The organism is Aquimarina sp. BL5 (genome assembly GCF_003443675.1).
Lineage (GTDB): Bacteria > Bacteroidota > Bacteroidia > Flavobacteriales > Flavobacteriaceae > Aquimarina.
Genome location: NZ_CP031963.1, coordinates 3505729 through 3524451, shown reverse-complemented (window position 1 = coordinate 3524451; position 18723 = coordinate 3505729). Strand labels below are relative to the sequence as shown.

Annotated in this window: 13 protein-coding genes; 8 read left to right on the top strand and 5 right to left on the bottom strand. The window is 33.3% G+C overall.

Annotation, left to right across the window (positions count from 1 at the left end; all coding sequences use genetic code 11):
- Window position 1: 1 nt before the first annotated feature.
- On the bottom strand, window positions 2–1210 hold the full coding sequence (hflX, locus tag D1818_RS14720; RefSeq protein ID WP_118459755.1) for a GTPase HflX: 1209 nt from the start codon (window positions 1208–1210) through the stop codon (window positions 2–4).
- Between the two features lie 226 nt (window positions 1211–1436).
- On the opposite strand from hflX, the gene D1818_RS14715 reads away from it, so the two are divergent.
- The 3 genes from D1818_RS14715 to D1818_RS14705 all read left to right on the top strand — a co-directional run bounded on the left by D1818_RS14715 (window position 1437) and on the right by D1818_RS14705 (window position 4768).
- Window positions 1437–2420, top strand: coding sequence for an endonuclease (locus D1818_RS14715; RefSeq protein ID WP_118459754.1), 984 nt, complete (start codon window positions 1437–1439; stop codon window positions 2418–2420).
- A 510-nt stretch (window positions 2421–2930) separates the two neighbouring features.
- Complete coding sequence (locus tag D1818_RS14710) at window positions 2931–3425, top strand: hypothetical protein (protein WP_118459753.1); 495 nt, start codon at window positions 2931–2933, stop codon at window positions 3423–3425.
- Window positions 3426–4048: 623 nt separating this feature from the next.
- Entirely contained in the window at window positions 4049–4768 is a 720-nt protein-coding gene (locus D1818_RS14705; protein ID WP_118459752.1) for a hypothetical protein, read from the top strand.
- Between the two features lie 75 nt (window positions 4769–4843).
- Here the strand turns inward: D1818_RS14705 and D1818_RS14700 are convergent, their stop codons facing one another.
- Together D1818_RS14700 and D1818_RS14695 are read right to left on the bottom strand one after the other, a co-directional pair.
- Window positions 4844–6235: a DUF5689 domain-containing protein gene (locus tag D1818_RS14700; RefSeq protein WP_118459751.1), complete on the bottom strand. Its 1392-nt coding sequence runs from the start codon at window positions 6233–6235 to the stop codon at window positions 4844–4846.
- A gap of 29 nt (window positions 6236–6264) precedes the next feature.
- Complete coding sequence (locus D1818_RS14695; RefSeq protein WP_233558489.1) at window positions 6265–9264, bottom strand: TonB-dependent receptor; 3000 nt, start codon at window positions 9262–9264, stop codon at window positions 6265–6267.
- A gap of 125 nt (window positions 9265–9389) precedes the next feature.
- On the opposite strand from D1818_RS14695, the gene D1818_RS14690 reads away from it, so the two are divergent.
- Complete coding sequence (locus tag D1818_RS14690) at window positions 9390–10445, top strand: endonuclease/exonuclease/phosphatase family protein (protein ID WP_118459749.1); 1056 nt, start codon at window positions 9390–9392, stop codon at window positions 10443–10445.
- A gap of 102 nt (window positions 10446–10547) precedes the next feature.
- On the opposite strand, the gene D1818_RS14685 is transcribed toward D1818_RS14690, so the two are convergent.
- Window positions 10548–10835: a hypothetical protein gene (locus D1818_RS14685; RefSeq protein WP_118459748.1), complete on the bottom strand. Its 288-nt coding sequence runs from the start codon at window positions 10833–10835 to the stop codon at window positions 10548–10550.
- A gap of 119 nt (window positions 10836–10954) precedes the next feature.
- Window positions 10955–12790: a sodium:proton antiporter gene (locus D1818_RS14680; protein ID WP_118459747.1), complete on the bottom strand. Its 1836-nt coding sequence runs from the start codon at window positions 12788–12790 to the stop codon at window positions 10955–10957.
- Window positions 12791–12919: 129 nt separating this feature from the next.
- On the opposite strand from D1818_RS14680, the gene D1818_RS14675 reads away from it, so the two are divergent.
- The 4 genes from D1818_RS14675 (at window position 12920) to D1818_RS14660 (ending at window position 18716) form a co-directional block, all read left to right on the top strand.
- A complete protein-coding gene (locus D1818_RS14675) occupies window positions 12920–13777 on the top strand; it encodes a universal stress protein (RefSeq protein ID WP_233558488.1) in 858 nt (285 codons plus the stop codon).
- Entirely contained in the window at window positions 13778–16036 is a 2259-nt protein-coding gene (locus tag D1818_RS14670; protein WP_118459746.1) for a SulP family inorganic anion transporter, read from the top strand.
- Window positions 16037–16168: 132 nt separating this feature from the next.
- On the top strand, window positions 16169–17029 hold the full coding sequence (locus tag D1818_RS14665; protein WP_118459745.1) for an MBL fold metallo-hydrolase: 861 nt from the start codon (window positions 16169–16171) through the stop codon (window positions 17027–17029).
- Window positions 17013–18716, top strand: a complete 1704-nt coding sequence (locus D1818_RS14660) for a S8 family peptidase (RefSeq protein ID WP_233558487.1) — start codon at window positions 17013–17015, stop codon at window positions 18714–18716. The genes D1818_RS14665 and D1818_RS14660 overlap by 17 nt, the downstream gene beginning before the upstream one ends.
- Window positions 18717–18723: the final 7 nt, after the last annotated feature.

Genomic DNA, 18723 nt, shown 5'->3' with positions numbered 1-18723 from the left:
ACTACTCTTCTACAAACTCTGGATATAAAAAGTTGTTATAAGGAAAACGTGTTACGTGTATATCTCTTACTTCTTTGTATACTCTTTTTCTAAATGTGTCAATATTTTCCTTGTTAATTGCAGATATGAACAAAGCATTATCTCCTATCTTGCTCATCCAGGTTTGCTTCCACTCATCAAGGGTATAATGTACTTTCGTTCTTTCTGTGGTTAGGTCATCTTCATCAATGGTTTCATGTTCATACGCATCGATTTTATTAAAAACCATAATGACCGGTTTATCCACACTATCTATTTCCTCCAAAATCCTACTTACAGAATCGATATGGTCTTCAAACTGAGGATGGGATATATCTACTACATGTAGTAATAAATCGGCCTCTCTTACCTCATCTAATGTACTTTTAAAACTTTCTACTAATTGTGTAGGCAATTTTCTTATAAACCCTACGGTATCACTTAACAAAAAAGGAAGGTTACCAATAACTACCTTTCTTACCGTAGTATCAAGCGTTGCAAAAAGTTTATTCTCTGCAAAAACATCACTTTTGGCTATCACATTCATTAATGTAGATTTACCAACATTGGTATACCCCACCAGTGCCACTCTAACTAATTTTCCACGATTACCGCGCTGCGTAGCCATTTGCTTATCAATTGTTAACAGTTTTTTCTTTAATAAAGAAATACGATCTCTAACAATACGACGGTCAGTCTCAATCTCTGTTTCACCGGGACCACGCATACCAATACCACCACGTTGACGCTCTAAGTGTGTCCATAGTCCTGTTAGTCTTGGTAAATAATATTGACATTGCGCCAACTCTACCTGAGTTCTGGCATAACTTGTCTGAGCACGCTGTGCAAAAATATCTAGAATCAGATTGGTTCTATCAATGATCTTAGCTTTTAGCATACGCTCAATGTTACGTTGCTGTCCAGGTGTTAACTCATCATCAAAAACCACCGTTCCGATATCGTGTTGTTCTACATATGCCAGTACTTCTTCCATTTTACCAGATCCGATAAATGTTTTAGGATTGGGCACATCCATTTTTTGGGTAAATCGCTTTACCACTTCTCCGCCAGCTGTATAAGTAAGGAATTCTAATTCATCTAAAAATTCAGTTAACTTATCTTGATCCTGATTTTTTGTAATAATTCCTATTAAAACTGCTTTTTCGTATACTGTTTCTTCCTTTTCTATCATTATCTATTCCTTCTTCAAGCTTATATTATATATCATTCAACTTTCACTCGTACAATCCTAATAAAAATCAAATTTCGTTCAATAACGAGATAAACGCTGCTACATATTTTAAATGTACTTTATATTTTGTCTTTTAAAATATTGTCTTGTTTAATTAATTAACAAAGGTACAATATTGTATGCATTTGAATTTGTACATTAGTCGTTTACAACAAATTTTTATTGAATGTCTTCAAAGCCTTATTTTAGAAAGAAACATACAAATCTGCATACGGTTGGTTTTTACAACTTAGAAAACCTTTTTGATACCAAAGATGACCCCAACACATTGGATAATGATTTTTTACCTGATTCAGAAAAACGATGGAATAAAAAAAGGTATGAAAGGAAACTATTTAAGCTGGGAACTGTAATTTCTAATATTGGATTTGCTAAAACCGGTAAAGCTCCGGTTATTTTGGGTGTAGCTGAAGTAGAAAATAAAGCTGTTTTAGAGGATCTTATCAAAACGAAGCACTTGGTTAACAAAAACTATGGAGTCGTCCACCACGAGTCACCAGATGAACGAGGGATTGATGTTGGCCTTTTATATCAAAAAGAAAGTTTCACGGTTATTAATTCGGAAAGTGTTCAGGTACTAGTTGATAACGAATATGGTGAAAGAGATTTTACACGTGACATTTTATGGGTTACTGGAAAATTAAACAACGAAGAGATTCACATTTTAGTTAATCACTGGCCTTCTCGTAGAGACGGAGCGGAGTCAACTTCGTATAAACGTATAGCTGCAGCTAATAAAAACCGAGAAGTCATTGACCAGATTATGGAAAAAGATCCCGATGCAAAAATTATTGTGATGGGTGATTTTAATGATGATCCTAAAAACGAAAGTGTAAGAAAGCACTTAGTATCTCACGATTTTTATAACCCTATGGAGAAGCTACACACTCGTTATCGAGGAACACTTAATTATAAAAGTCAATGGAATTTATTCGATCAGATTATTTTTAGCAATAACTTCCATAAATATCAAGAAGGTTCTCATAGTTTTTCGGAGGCGAATATTTTTGATGATAGTTTTTTAAAAATCTACAAAGGCAGATACAAAGGAACACCTTTTAGAACCTATGCAGGAAGAAAATATAAAGGGGGATATAGCGACCACTTTCCTGTGTATGTACTACTAAAATGTAATGTGCAAAAATCTTAGGTATTTTGTTCCCTAAGAGGGAGAATATCGTTACATTAAGAAAAATACATCTTCTACATCACGCGGAAATCGAAGTGTCTTTGAAAACAAAGGCTTGATAGGTCTTCGGCAAAACCTTCATACATCTTACCAAAAAATGAATGCAGTCCGCACAAAAACTCAAACTAACCCTATTGTAGGAACTCTACAATACTATTTTCTATTCTAAACACAGGTATTTAACTCAACAAATAAAGGTAAATCACCCAAATATTGTCCAGAAAGATTGAAATTCAAACTTTTCGGACATTGCTTTTTCTTTCACAATTTAGTTTTGTACTGTAAAAATTTAGAACCTCACAACGCTTGTAAAAAATCAGTTCTCTCTTAGACTAGAAACAAAACGGCGCCAACAATACAAGTTTCTATGCTGATTGATTATATGTGCATATAGGTATCTAAAAAAACAGATTATTACCTATCGTCTGTATAAAAATGAATAGGATTAATTATTCTTAAAACTAAATTAAAATGAAAAGATTATTTTATGTATTACCGATTATTGGACTCCTACTATTCGCATCCTGTAATAACGATGAATCTGATGAAATTCTTGATGAGTATCAAGAATTAGATGAAAGCCAAATCGAAATAACAGAAATCACTGAAGGTAAAAATTTTGTTTGGGCGATTACTCCTGGATTGTATGGACCTATCAATACAGCACCACTAACAAATGTGAAATATACGTATCACCCAACTCAGGCACAGTTGAATGCTATACCAGCTTCATTAAGAGGGTATCGAATCCATTTTGAAGTGGACAATCCATTCATAGCTGGCACTGCTTGGCAACACGAAGCAAGTTTTGATATTACTTCGAATTCAGTAACTGTAAAATTTCCTACGAAATACAATGCTAGTACAACTAGATGGAGAATTCGATACGAAATATATAATAAAAATACATTTACTAGCTACTCTAGACTAAAAGTAGTGAATGTGAATTTTGTTATTCCAGGATAAATTAAATAAAAAGAGACCGTCTTAATTGGCGGTCTTATTTTGCTTATACAAAATGTTCCTTTTTAGTATACCAACCTAATTTAGTGTCTAAAGAAACCCGTTTAGCACTTATACCTGAAGAAAATATAAAGAAGGATATAATGACCACTTTCCGTTATATATTTATTTAAAACATAATTAGGCACTTCACTTTTAAGGTAAATACGTGCTTACCATACAAAAAGTCCCAATAAATCCCTTTTTCTTATAAAGGGATTCCACTATAGAAACATGGGGGTTATAACCCATTTTACCTTGACAATAAACCCTTAAGAAAACGTTAACCTTCTGTTTTTCAGGTTTTTGTTTTGCGGAAATTTCCGTAAAACAACTTTCTTCTTTTGCAAATTGTAAGCCCTATCCTACTTTTGATTCAGAATTTATAAGGATGCTCTTATAGTTCTAATTTCACTCGTATGATAAGACTGATTATAAAGATCAACCATCTATTGGATTAGAAACAAAACTGGCGCCAAAAGTAGTTTCTTCGTGTATAATCTAACTATACTACACAGTGAAAATCAGGATACATTAGTATCCAAAAACTAAACATATCAATTTAATTATTCTTAAAAACCAAACAAATGAAAAAGTCATTTTATGTATTACCAATTCTCGGTTTATTATTCTTTGCATCATGTGATAAGGATGAATCCAATGAGATCGCAGAAGAAGCTGTTATAGAATCAGTAGATTTAGAAAAAGATTTATATGATTTTCATAAAGATGTTAAGATAACTTCTGATGGAGGAAGTGAAGCTATTATGCGTGTTTATTCTAACTCTGAAGCTGCAGTAGCTAGCTACACAAGCGAACATTTTAAACTAGTAGAAACTCTTAAAAGTGAAACCTTAAGTGAAGGCTTAATTCGTCAAAACATCAAAGATGATAGTGATGTTTCTTTAGAAAAAGAAGAAGAAATGACTGATTTTGATGCAAAAGACAACGCTGGATCGGGTATCGCTTTTAAAATGGTATCAGTAACTAAAACCAATCCTAATGTAAACTATAGTGTAAGTTTTTATCACCCAGAAAATATTGCAAAAAGCTGGTCATACTGGACACATTATAGTGGAATTGGTCAAACGATTGCTACTATAGATAGACATTCTGCTTTAAGAAGAGTGTATTTTGGATTAAAACGCAAAGCATACAGTACAAGCGGATGGGCAATTCATGTTTCCGAATGGAGGTTTCTAGGAAATGGTAATAGCTATTCTCTTACAGCAAATACCAACTACCAATTCCGTTTTAGAGTAAAATCAAAAAGAAGCTCAGCATATACTGTGAATTTCAGTAACTAACAGAAGCTATTCATAAAAAAAACTCCCTGAAGAAAATTCTTCAGGGAGTTTTACTATTTAATATTTCAGAAACTCTTAATTTCCTGAAATCGAAATATTATCTATATGATATCTTGTAGTTGGTCCCGGATCTGCTCCTGCATAACGGAATGCAATTCTTACTGTACCATCAATACAAGAAATATTAACTGGTCCTACTGTTTCGAAGCTTCCAAATCCGCTTGGGTTTCCATTAGGAATACTAGCATCTAACTGAACCCACTCTGTAGTAGTCACATCACCAGTAAAGTTATCTGTGATAAAAGGAGTAAGAATATTACCATTATCAAAATTAGCTTGAATATCAAAAGCCAATTCTTCTGCTGAAGAAGCTGTTAAATCAATTTCTGGTGTTACTAACCAAACCTCGAATGGACTCTCTCCTGAGTTAAATCCAGAAATCTGAGCGTATTGATTACCACTAAAGCTACCTACAAAATAATCAAGACTTCCTCCTGTAGTATTCACATTTAACCATCCAGAGTTTTCTAGATCACTAATGCTTAATCCTGTAAAATCTTCTTCGAATATTATATTAGATCCTCCACTAGTTCCATCACACTCTAATACATTAGGGTCGCAACGATTTTCATTATCAAATACTAACCCAGTAACATCATTTAAAACTAAATTAAACGTGTCTCCAAAGAAGTTTTTAGTTAAAACTCCTTCAAAACTTCCTTGTTGAGCAGGCAAGGGTAGTGATTTAAAATCAGCAAACGTACTCGTACTTAATACAGCAATGGCACCACTATCGCAACTTTCTAAATTTCTCTCACCATCAAAATCATCACTTGGTTCTCCTGCAAAAGTTAATATATCATTTCCTAACACATCGTTTCGATTAAACTGAAGGTTGTTAATCTTAATAAATAAGTTAGTAAGATCATCAGAAAAATCAGCGATAGTAATTTCTAAAGGGGTAATCGTAGCAACCTCAGCCGATCTTATGATTACTTCTTCCTGAGAAAAAGATGGTATCTGATCTACCTCATCACCAGAAAGCACACCCAAAGTGGCAACTCCGTTTTCAATACCTGCAGATAACCCTTCAAGTTTTATAAATACTTTTCTTCCAAATTCATACGAAGTAAATAAAGGATTAACATCAATAACAACTCTAATCCCTGCCGTTGGGTTTTCAGGTTTATCCTGTATCACTAACTCTTCGAAAAAGTTACCCGCTTTATCGGTAGACACTACGTATCCAGCAACAAACTTATCAGAGTCCCCAAAATTAACAGCTTCTCCATTAGCTTGAGCTATTTCTCCCAAAATACCATCTAACTCAACAATAAGGTTGCTATCAATGTTTGGTTCTTCAATAACCAATATGGGGGTTTTAAAATCATCGTCTTGTACACAAGCAGTAAATGTAACTGCCAAAACTAAAACGCTTATTAGTTTCTTTAAATTAATTGAATTCATTTTATAATATTTTTTTGTTGTGTTCATCATTAAAATCTTACATATACATTAAGGTAGTACGAAGTACCAAATCCATAAAAATACCTTGGGCCAAAAACAGGAGTTTCTCTCTGTGATTCTTCTAGAGCTAGTCTATAATTAGCATTTCTAGCTTGTTCAAACCCACCTGTTCTATATTGCTTATCAAAAACATTGTTGATGGTTGCAAAAAAGCCTATGTAATAATCTTTTACTCTCCAAGATTTACCACCTACTACATTTACTAAAACATAGTCATCAAACTGCTCTTGTCTTAATAATTCTCTGGCAATATTTTCATCATAATCATTAAATGGTAATCCGTCTGTATCCTGATTAAAGTTTGATGATCTTGCAAAAGGACTTACATCAATGTAGGCATTAGAGAAATAATTGGCCGTAGTACCAAACCACCAAAAGTCAGGATCTCTATATTCGAAACCTAATTGTGCAGCATTCTGAGGACCTCCTGCAATTCGATAATCTTTTAATGTTGATTTACCGAAATATTTTACACGATCTAAATCTCCAGCAGACTCTCCTAAAAAGTCACTACTAGTACTTGCTACAAATAAATCAGGATTATTAGCATATGTAAACTGACCTATGGCGGCTGCACCTTTTAATTTGATAGTAGGAGTTATTTGATACTCAATACCTAGTTCTGCTCCTATATGTTGTTTATCTACTCCAGTAAGAATTTCCTGAACAAATCCGACATCAGATCCCGAAATTGCTTGTGTAAAGAAGAAAGACAATTCTGTTGCATCTTCTATCTTAGTGTAGTAACCCGTTAGCCTTGCTTTTAGTTTAGGCGTTCTAAGAATATAACTAGCATCTATTGATTGCACTTTTTCACTTTCTTGTTCAGAAGAACCGATATTAATATTATCTAATCGACCTGCTAGAACTTCTGCTTCTTCAAAAGCTCTTTCTGCTCTAATAAGCTGATCGATTGTTCTATTATTTTGTCTGGCATTCGCAAAAGAATTACGGATTGTTGGAGCTTTCGTAAAATACGTTCCGTGAACATCTATTAAGTTACGTCCATTAATTTTATAAGTAAATCCTCCTTTAGCTCCATAATTAGTAAATTCTAATTTATCGCTTTTACCAAATGATCCTAGATTTCCTTCTCCAGGAAAATATCCATTTTCGAACAAACCTGTTCTTTGATAAGTAGTTTGAGAAACATTGGCTCCCACAAAGAAATCTACTTTATTGTATTTAAACTGTGCCTGAGCGAATCCACTTACTACATCTGCATCAATATCATAATTATAATCATAGCGATCGCCAACTCCTACAACTCTGTTACGATTTCTCAAATCACTTTGAGCTCTATCTGCCAATTGTTCTGCTGTTAGTCTGTCTTCTGGAGGAACATCATTATCTTGTTGTGATCCAAATAGATCTACATCTAAGAATCCCCTTCCGCCTAATAGATCTGTTACCTCTGCAAAGTTTTCACTTTTTAAGGTTCTATAATTTAAAGCTCCATTTACAGTAATATTATCTGATACCTGACTATTTAAAATTGAATTAAAAGTTAATTGTGTATCATCAATTCTATCTTCATATAAGATATAAGTAGAATTAATACCGTTTTGAGCATTCAACTGATTCGTTTGTATTAATTGATTCCAGTTTAATTGTCCATCTCTTATAAATTCTTGGTGTGCTAAGAATGCATTTTGATAATCTAGAGGTGTAGGGTTAGGATCATCCAAGAAAGAACTCGGTAAATAACTCGGATGTATTGGGTTTGTATCTCTACTGGCTCCGCCTCCTCTATATGATTCCTGTCCATTAAAACTTACCAATTCAGTTCCCCCATTATCTATACGACTGTTTCCTATTTTACCTGTTTGATATCCTACATTTGTATTTAAAGTGGTCTTATCTGTAATATTCCAGTAATGATTTAACATAAAAACAGGTTCTTCAACTTCACGAACTCTGGAGTTTTTCTTTTCTCCATCAAAATAACCCCAATTCGGATTATATTGTCTTCCCTTTAAGTTAAAAGCTTCTTCGGTTATTGCAGTAGATCTTCCTCTTCTGTTTGGAGTATAAAAACTAGTTACATTTATACTATGTTTATCATTAATCTTTTTTTCAACCGAAGCAAAAATCGAATTAGCATCATATAAAGTTCCGTCGATAAAACCTTCTTCTCCAAATCTGCGAGCTAATGAGATTGTATAAGCCCAACCATTACTCATTAATCCAGAACTGTAACTAGCCATTGCTCTACCTGTATAACTTCTGTTAGACGCAGCATAGGATATTCTTCCACCCTGACGATACTGAGAAGCTCTCATAATGATATTAGTAGCTCCTGATAGGTCTCCGAACGTGTAATCATTTGCAGAAATCCCCATTGAGAACTCTTGGTTACGCTGTACATCATTCAATCCTCCCCAGTTACTCCATTGAGGTCTCCCATCATTAAGTTTATTCATTTCAATACCATTGATCAATACCTTAGAGTTTTCGTTACCGAGTCCTCTTGGACGAAAAAAGGTAGCGCTAAAATCGAATGCTGCAGCGCTAAGAAATACATCTCTTGATGCCTGTAATAATCCCGAAACATTCGAAGAAGCGTCATCATCGCCTTCATCTAATTCATTATCAGAAAGGCTAATAGTACCTATCTGAATTTGTTCCTGATTTACGTCATAGTTAAGATCTATAGTCTTTAGATCTAAAACACTTCCTTCATTAATAATAATCGGAAAACGTTTTGTAATATACCCTTCTTTGGACATTACTGCTATCTGTTCTCCTAAAGGTAATTGTACGCCCCCAAAATCAAATTCTCCCAAAGCATTTGTTGTCGCAGAAACCATGGTTCCTTCGATAGTAATTAATACTTGTGCAAGATTTTCGTTTGAAGATGCGTCAACAATTTTACCCTTTAATCCTGTTTGCTGAGCGTAAGATGTAGCAACAGAACTTAAAAAAATCATTAAAAAGAATAGATTCTTTTTGAGTTGTGACACTTTCATTAATTGTTGTTTTAGTTAAATATTTAACATTTCTGCGGCGCAAAAGTACATTTTTTAAATAGAAAAGCTAATTTTGGCCCAAAGTTTGGAATACAATTTACAATAAGTTAATAATCAATTATATAATGAACTCAAAATATTTGCTTGCCATAATCTTAGTATTAAACCCTATTTTGTCTGTGTTTTCTCAAGAAAAGAAGACTTATAAAGTTAATACAGTTGCTTTTTATAATGTTGAAAATCTTTTTGACACTGAAGATGATCCAATTACATATGATGACGATCGAACACCAAACGGTAAGGATCATTGGACAGAAGATATATACAAAGACAAACTTAAAAACATGGCAAAGGTTATTTCTGAAATCGGCGCTGATGTAACAAAAAACACTCCTGCACTTATTGGAGTTGCAGAAATAGAAAACAGAAAAGTATTAGAAGACCTTGCTAATGAACCTGTTCTTTTACCAAAAGATTACGGGATTGTACAATTCGATTCTCCAGACAGAAGAGGTATTGATGTTGCCTTATTATATCAAAAATCTTTATTTAGACCTATCAATACAAGTAAACATGAATTACTAATCTATCGTACAGATGATCCTACTAAAAGAGTATATACAAGAGATCAACTATTGGTTAGTGGGTACCTTGACGGAGATTTAATACATGTTATTGTGAATCATTGGCCATCAAGAAGTGGTGGTGAAGCCAGAAGTCGTCGTAAAAGAGAAAAAGCCGCTGAACTAAATAAAAAGATTATTGATTCACTTTTTGATATAGACCCTTATGCTAAAATCATAACGATGGGTGATCTTAACGATGATCCAGATAACTCAAGTGTAAAGAAAGTATTGGCAGCTAAATCAGAAAAAGAAGACGTAAAATTAAAAGAGTTATACAATCCAATGTATAATATGTCTAAAAAAGGAATTGGTTCTCTTGCTTGGAGAGATAGTTGGAATCTTTTTGATCAGATTATTGTTTCTAAAGGTTTACTTGATAAAGATTATAGTTCTTATAAATATTATAAAGCAGGTGTATTTAACAAAAATTACTTAGCCAATCCACGTGGGAGATATAAGGGATATCCTTACAGAAGTTTTGCTAATGGTGCCTATACCGGAGGGTATAGTGATCATTTTCCGGTCTATATTTATCTTATAAAAGAAGCTAATTAATACATAAAAAAAGGAGATCAAAATGATCTCCTTTTTAATAATTCTTATGTCCCGTCCTGAAATATCTATACAGATTATTTAGGACTACTAGACATTATTTAATTAGTTTCCTGCACCAGCAGTCGAACAATCCTCTGGTAAAGCATCTCTTTGTGCAGCATACGCATCAGGAGCTCCACAATCACTTGCTCTAAAAGCATCAATAGCGCCTCTTAAATCGGCACAAGTGTCAGGGTTTTCTTCAGCTTGCCAATCAGCAAATGCCGCATCTACATCAGCTCTAAGTTCTTCTATTACTGCGTCACAAACAAAATCTACAACATCATCTTCTCCACAAGAAGTAAATCCTAAAGCCATACCGAAGACGGCTACAAACATAAGTTTTTTCATAATTTGGGTTTTAAAAAATTTAATTTTTAGGATTGCGAATATATAGTATTAATTTACGATTAACAAAATTTTTTGTTAAAATTGTGCATTTTGACGGAAAAAACTCACTTTTTGTCGTTTTATTTTACCTCTTCTACATCTATTGGCTTACCAATATATACTAAAAAACTATCCTTATTTATTTGCTCCATTTTTTCGCTATAAGCAGAAATAATTCTAATATTTCCATCCGGATCTTTAATAAATAAAGGAATGATGTCTTTATCTTGTTTTGTAATCTTAATTAGAGAGTTATAGTGATCTGCATCCTTAATATTAATCTCCTGTATACCAGGATATTTTTCTGCCAAATTCATTAAATTACTATAATCATCTGTATGAGAAAACAAACCTTCGTTTGGATTATTTTCTGGATCGTTCATCTCTTCCGAACTCACCAACCTAAAAGAACCGTTTTCTCCAAACTGATCCTTAAATTTATTAATTGAAAATTTATTTATATCTGTATTACCAGTCAGTGCCATTAAAAAACCAATATCATTTAGTTCTATATTATTTGTTAATTGATCACTGTATATACTACCTTCTATAGCTTCTAAGCCTAAGTCCTTTGCTTTCTTAATATTATCACGGTTACTATCAACCAATACCACGTGGCGTTGATTGTTTTTTAAATATGATGCTATTAGCCTGGAAACCTTTGAAGCTCCAATTATAAGAATCCCTTCGGATTTTGTTAAGAACACTCCGACTATTTTAGCAAACATTCTTGCAGTTGTAGCGTTTAGAAGTACTGTACCTAAAACGATCATAAAAACCAATGGAGTAATGTATTCTGCTCCAGGTTCTCCATTCTTGGCTAGCTTTAATCCAAATAAAGAAGCAATACCTGCGGCCACAATACCTCTAGGACCAACCCAGCTTATAAAAAGTTTTTCTGATAATTTAAGCCCTGAATTAATGGAGCTTAAAAAAACTCCTAAAGGTCTAATAAAGAAAACAACAGATCCAAAAAGTAAAAGAGCATTCCAGTTATAAATTAATTTTAAGTCTTCAATATTAATATTTGCTGCCAGAAGAATGAATAAAATAGAAATTAATAAAACGCTTAAGGATTCTTTAAAATATAATAGTTCTTCTATATTTGGTAACTTCGTATTACCTAATACCATACCCATTACAACTACAGAAAGTAATCCAGATTCATGGGCAAAAACATCCGATAAAACAAAAACACCCAAAACAGTTGCTAATGTGAAAACATTAAGCAAATAATGTGGTATTACTTCCCTCTTTATTCCAAAAGCTAATGCGTGAGCAAAAGCAAAACCAAATGTAAAACCAAATACAACTATTTTCCCAAATTCAATAAGTGCTGTTTTAGTAAAAGTCTGTTCCTCTCCAACACTTATAAACTCGAAGACTAAAACAGCAACCAAAGCTCCTATTGGGTCTATAAGAATTCCCTCCCATTTTAATACTGCAGAAATGTCCTTTTTTAAAGGTATGTTTCTTAAAATAGGTGTGATCACTGTAGGGCCTGTTACAATAATAAGAGAAGAAAATAAAAATGAAATTGGCCAACTAAGATCAAAAATAAAATGTGCAGCGAATCCAGCTCCAAAAAATGTCACCAAAACAGCAACCGTAATTAACTTAAGAATTACCGGCCCAACATTAAGAATCTCATTCCTTCTTAATGTCAATCCTCCTTCAAACAGAATAATACCAATTGCTAAGGAAACGAAATAGAATAAACTCTCACCAGGAAACAATCCTTTTTCTCCATTGTAAATAGGTTGTATTAATTTAGTTCCATCCCCTGTGTATAATGTTGCTATCGGTCCAACCAAGAGTCCGATCAATATAAGAGGCAAAATTGCTGGAATCTTAAACTTCCAGGCGACCCATTGGGCTAAAATTCCTAAAATTATAATACCGGCTAATTCTACCATATTCTTTACTTAATTATCTAAGAGCAGCAAAATATCGGAATTTTTTTAGAAATATGTGTCTCTTTCTTGATTTTATACTTCCGAAAAATAACACTATATTCTCGCCTTAATTTTTTAGATCATACTATATTGAGCGAATTACCAGATCATAAATTTAAAACCATACTTATAGGACTGGCATTCTCTCCTAACCTTAAGAACAATGTATACGAAGCCATGAGAATGGTGGATTTTTTTGATTCTCAGCTAATACTTGTTCATGTAGGATCTAAGACAAAGGAAAAAGAGGTTGCTATTAAAGAGTTAATTTCAGGTTTTTCTGATGATACAGAAAAAGTAAAGATCATTTGGCGTGAAGGAGATCCTGTAGATGTTATAATAAAAACTGCCAATGAGAACAAAGCAGACCTTATAATGCTTGGGGCATCACCAAGAGAGGATTTTCTAAAATTTTATATTGGATCCATTGCCAGAAAAATAACACGAAATGCAAATTGCTCTGTGTTATTGCTTATAAAACCTTCTGAGGATCTCAGACCTTGTCATCATGTAGTCGTTAATGGATTAAAAGATGATAAAACGAAACAAACGATTCTTGCTGCTTTTGAGGTTTCCCAAAACCTTGGAGCACAACAAATAACCGTAGTTGAAGAAATATCTCAGCAAGAAGTACAAGTAGTAGTTCAAGACGATAAAACACTACTAAAGGCTATAAAAAGAAAAGAGCAAATAACAAAAAAAGAACATCTTAGGGTTCAGGACATTCTGAATGAAGTTCCTAAAGAATTTAAGTCCGGTATACACATAAAAACTCAACCTATATTTGGGAAAAGAGGATATTCTATAGGTCACTATGCCCGTGTTAAAGGTGCGGATTTGCTGATAATGAATGCTCCAGGAAAAACAACATTCTGGGATCGTATTTTTCCTCATGACCTTGAACATATTCTAGCCGAGCTACCAACCGATGTGTTAATTATTAGATAAATGAAAAGCATTAAAACTAATGCATCTGGATTTTTATCCAGCTTGCCAAAAAATATTTTTTCCGGTTTTGTGGTTTCTTTGATTGCTTTACCTCTCGGACTAGGATTAGCCTTAGCATCAGAAGCTCCTCCAATATCAGGAATAATTGCAGCTATAGTCGGAGGAATCATAGTATCTGTATTTGGTGGTTCTAATGTAACAATAGCTGGTCCCGGAAATGGATTGGTAGTTGTTCTATTAGGTGCAATCACGACTTTGGCCAATGGAGATTTATATCAGGGATATCTTTTTACACTCGCCGCAATTATCTGTTCAGGTGTTTTAATGATTCTTATTGGATTATTGCGCTTAGGAATATTAGGTGATTTCTTTCCTTCTTCTGCTATTCAGGGTATGTTGGCAGCTATAGGTATTAGTATTTTCGCAAAACAATTTCATGTAATGTTGGCCAATACTGGTGTAAAAGGGGATACTATCTCTCTTCTCATGGATATTCCGAATAGTATCATCTCCTTATTTTCGCCAGAATTTTATCATCTTGTAATTGCAGCAGCGGTTGGCGTCACTAGTTTATTAATCATGATTTTTTATGGTAAAATCCGAAACAAATACTTTCAGTTGGTTCCCGCGCCTATGTGGATTGTTTTATTAGTAATTGGTCTAAGTTATTACTACGAGTTTTTTTCATCCAAAACGTATCCAATAAACGATTCACTTCTTGTGCAGATTCCTAATAAAGTATTTTCTAGCTTTCCTTCTCCTGATTTTTCATCCGTATTTAAACTTAAATTTATTGGGGTTGTAATAGCAATTACATTAATTTCTAGTATAGAATCTTTATTAAGTATTAAGGCTGTCGACAAACTTGACCCAGAGAAAAGAAGGTCTAATGCGAATAAAGACCTCACAGCATTAGGAATAGCCTCAATTGCCAGCGGTTTTATTGGGGGGTTAAATGTAGTAACCGTTATAGCCAGAAGTTCTGTAAACGTAAATAATGGAGGTAGTAATCGATCTGCCAATTTTTTCCACTCTGTGTTCTTAATATTATTTGTTGTATTGTTTCAGGATCAATTAAGTAGAATTCCGCTTACGGCATTAGCCGCAATTTTAGTTTATACAGGATATAAATTAGCTGCACCAAGAAATCTAAAAGATGCAGCAAAAATTGGGAAAGAACAATTCATTATTTTTTCTGCTACCATTATTGGTACGATTACTACAAACTTAATTAGCGGTATTTTTATTGGAATTCTTACAACCTTATTAATCCATTTTATACTTAATAAAAGTGTTATGCTTTTTGCCAGAAATCTATTTAAACCCAATGTTCTTATGTTTAAAGAAGAGGTAAACGGAACTTATTTCATAGGTGTAAAGAACTTTTCTAGTTTTCTTAATTATTATAGATTAAAAAGAAACTTAGATTCAATTCCAGAAGATAGTGATGTTGTAGTAGATTTTTCCTATTGTGACTTTGTTGATTATACTGTACAGGAGAGTCTTTTTAGTTATCAAGAAACCTTTCTTAGAAAGGGAGGTTCTTTTGAGGTTACGGGTCTTGATAAACATGGTACCGCTTCAGAACATCCACTTGCGGTAAGAAGTCTAGTCTCTATTTCCAGAAAGTTTAAAATCGGCACCAATCTCACCAAAAGACAAGAAGATTTACAAAAAATTGCCGATGATTTCTCCTGGAATTACAGTCCAAAAAAACAAGAAGATACTACCGCTTTAAATAATTTTCTGTTTTTCAAAATCAAAAAAGTAAAATACATTTATAACAATATATTTAATGGTGATTCTTCTGTAGAAATTTCAGATGTTGAGTTTTCTGAAGGTGAATTTATCGCTAAAAAAAATAGTAGAACAACTGTTTTGACCATTCATCTCAAAAAAGAAATTCCGGTGTTTACTTTAGATCGAGAAGGTTTTATAGAATTTGTGTATAAAATTGCAGGGTTTCAAGATATTTTGATAGATGATCACCCAGATTTTTCCAAACGTTTTTTTCTTTTAGGGGAACATACCGAAAAAATTAAATTGTTCTTTACGGACGAATTAGTACTGTTTTTTGAAAGCAATCCTTATTATCATATCGAATCTAATGGTTCAACCCTCTTACTAATGCGAAAAGAACGTGTAGCCAGTGTTAAGGAAATTAAAGCCCTATTAGATTATGGAATTCGATTAGAGAAAGTTATATCACAAATCGATTTTGATGAAATATTGTTAAAAAGTCTACAAATTAAATCCTGATCCTTCACATTTTTTCTATTTTGCAAAGATTTTTATACAATTATGAAACGAACCAATAGAAAACTTTTGATTTGTATCGAAAAGAATTACTTGGAGACTTTCGCACGACATCTAAAATAATAGTATTAATACATGAAATTACACGCAGTAAAGGCAGGAAACTTTAAACTTGATGGCGGAGCAATGTTTGGTGTCGTTCCTAAAGTTTTATGGAATAAAACGAATCCAGCTGATGCCAATAATCTTATCGATATTGCTGCCCGATGTTTATTAATAGAAGATGGAAATCGATTGATTTTGATTGACACAGGAATGGGAAACAAGCAATCGGACAAATTTTTTGGTTATTATTCTCTTTGGGGTGATGATAATTTAGATACATCTCTAAAAGAGAAAGGATTTCATAGAGACGATGTTACAGATGTTTTTGTTACCCATTTACATTTTGATCATTGTGGTGGTGTCGTGCAATGGAATGATGACAAAACAGGATATGAACTAGCCTTTAAAAATGCTAAAATCTGGAGTAACGAAAATCACTGGAAATGGGCTACAGAACCAAATGCTAGAGAAAAAGCATCTTTCTTAAAAGAAAACATTCTTCCTATTCAGGAAAGTGGACATCTTAACTTCATTTCCAGAACTGAAGAAACATTCCAGAAAAATACTGAATTGGGATTTGGCGTACTATTTGTAGATGGTCATACAGAAAAACAAATGATCCCTCATATAAAATATAAAGAAAACACAATCGTGTTTATGGCAGACCTTTTGCCAACAGCCGGTCATGTTCCATTACCATATGTTATGGGATATGATACCAGACCATTACTAACATTGCCAGAAAAAAAATTATTTTTGGAAAATGCGGCCACGAATAATTGGTATCTGTTTATGGAGCACGATGCACATAATGAGATTATAACTGTACAACAAACCGAAAAAGGTGTACGATACAAAGAAACTTTTACCTGTAATGAAATATTTAATTAATAATGCTATGATTTCCAAGTCTAATAAAATAATAATAGCCTCTGTTGCCTCAGCAATGTTATTGAGCAGTTGCGGAGCGCCTTCGATAATTTCTACACCAATAGAGAATATTGACACAATTCCTTTAAAAAATGTTGTGTTAACCGAGGCTCAGTTAAAAAACTGGAACTCTGCTGATTTAAAGATTGATACTATTCCAGGAATGAGTGTTAATCGAGCATATACTGAGTTAATAAAAAACAAAAAAGGCGAGACCGTTATTGTTGCTGTTATTGATAGTGGTGTTGATATAGAACACGAGGATCTTGACGGTGTAATTTGGACAAATACTAAAGAAATCAAAAATAACGGAAAAGACGACGATAAAAATGGATATATTGATGATATTCATGGGTGGAATTTTCTAGGAGATTCTGAAAATGAAAACCTAGAATACACAAGAATCGTAAAAAAATTGAAGCCAAAATATGACGGGAAAAATTTAGCTTCCATCGATCCATCCGATAAAGATGAATACCAAACTTATATTGAGGCTAAAGCAGAATATGAAAAGGAATACCAAGAAGCTCTTGCTAATAAAAACAGATATGAACAGATACTGCAGCAAGTTAAAATCTCACACGGAAAACTTACTGAAGTATTAGGAAAAGAAAATTATACCCAACAAGAATTACTTGCTGCAAAAGCTGAAACTCCAGAAATGCAGCAATATGTTGCAATACTTTCTCAAATGTTTGGTTTTTTAGAAGAAGGTGAAAAGATTCCAGATTTAATAAAAAATTTAAAGGAAGGTATTGAACATTTTTCAGATCAACTAAACTACAATCTTAATCTTGATTTTGATGGAAGAACAAAAGTAGGAGATAATGTAGATGATTTGAATAATACTGATTACGGAAACAATAACGTAATGGGTCCTAATCCTGAAAAAGAAGGTATAAAGCACGGAACTCACGTTGCAGGAATTATAGCAGCTGAACGAAATAATGGAAAAGGAGTTAATGGAGTTGCAAAAAATGTAAAAATAATGGCAATCAGAGCTGTTCCTAATGGTGATGAATATGATAAAGATATTGCATTAGCAATTCGATATGCTACGGATAATGGTGCTAAAGTTATTAATACGAGTTTTGGAAAATACTACTCCACTCATCCTGAATGGGTAAGAGAAGCAATAAAATATGCCGCAGAAAAAGACGTCTTAATTGTTAATGCAGCCGGAAATGAAGGAATAGACTTAGATCAAAAACCGGTATATCCTAATGATCAAACAGATAATTCATCTGAAGTTGCTGATAATTTTATTACCATAGGAGCATTAAATTATGAATATGGAGCTAACCTAGTAGCTGACTTTTCTAATTACGGAAAAAACAATGTAGATGCTTTTGCTCCTGGAGTAAAAATATGGGCTACTACTCCATCTAATACATATGAGTACCTTCAAGGGACTTCTATGGCTGCTCCTGCTGTTTCAGGTGTTGCAGCCATTATTCGATCTTATTATCCAAAATTAAAAGCCTCTCAGGTAAAACAAATATTAATGAACAGTGGCCTAAGCTCTACTGCTACTGTAGTAGTTGGTGGAGATGCTACTAATTCTGATAAATTTACAGAATTATCTAAATCTGGTAAGATGGTAAACTTATATAACGCTCTTATTTTAGCAGAAAAAACATCTAAATAAAAAACAA

Excerpts from the sequence above, each read along its gene's own strand:
- D1818_RS14710 (WP_118459753.1), top strand. The coding sequence starts at position 2,931 with ATGAAAAGATTATTTTATGTATTACCGATTATTGGACTCCTACTATTC.
- D1818_RS14680 (WP_118459747.1), bottom strand. The coding sequence starts at position 12,790 with ATGGTAGAATTAGCCGGTATTATAATTTTAGGAATTTTAGCCCAATGG.
- D1818_RS14670 (WP_118459746.1), top strand. The coding sequence starts at position 13,778 with ATGAAAAGCATTAAAACTAATGCATCTGGATTTTTATCCAGCTTGCCA.
- D1818_RS14700 (WP_118459751.1), bottom strand. The coding sequence starts at position 6,235 with ATGAATTCAATTAATTTAAAGAAACTAATAAGCGTTTTAGTTTTGGCA.
- D1818_RS14690 (WP_118459749.1), top strand. The coding sequence starts at position 9,390 with ATGAACTCAAAATATTTGCTTGCCATAATCTTAGTATTAAACCCTATT.
- D1818_RS14695 (WP_233558489.1), bottom strand. The coding sequence starts at position 9,264 with ATGAAAGTGTCACAACTCAAAAAGAATCTATTCTTTTTAATGATTTTT.
- D1818_RS14715 (WP_118459754.1), top strand. The coding sequence starts at position 1,437 with ATGTCTTCAAAGCCTTATTTTAGAAAGAAACATACAAATCTGCATACG.
- D1818_RS14685 (WP_118459748.1), bottom strand. The coding sequence starts at position 10,835 with ATGAAAAAACTTATGTTTGTAGCCGTCTTCGGTATGGCTTTAGGATTT.
- D1818_RS14705 (WP_118459752.1), top strand. The coding sequence starts at position 4,049 with ATGAAAAAGTCATTTTATGTATTACCAATTCTCGGTTTATTATTCTTT.
- hflX (WP_118459755.1), bottom strand. The coding sequence starts at position 1,210 with ATGATAGAAAAGGAAGAAACAGTATACGAAAAAGCAGTTTTAATAGGA.
- D1818_RS14665 (WP_118459745.1), top strand. The coding sequence starts at position 16,169 with ATGAAATTACACGCAGTAAAGGCAGGAAACTTTAAACTTGATGGCGGA.
- D1818_RS14660 (WP_233558487.1), top strand. The coding sequence starts at position 17,013 with ATGAAATATTTAATTAATAATGCTATGATTTCCAAGTCTAATAAAATA.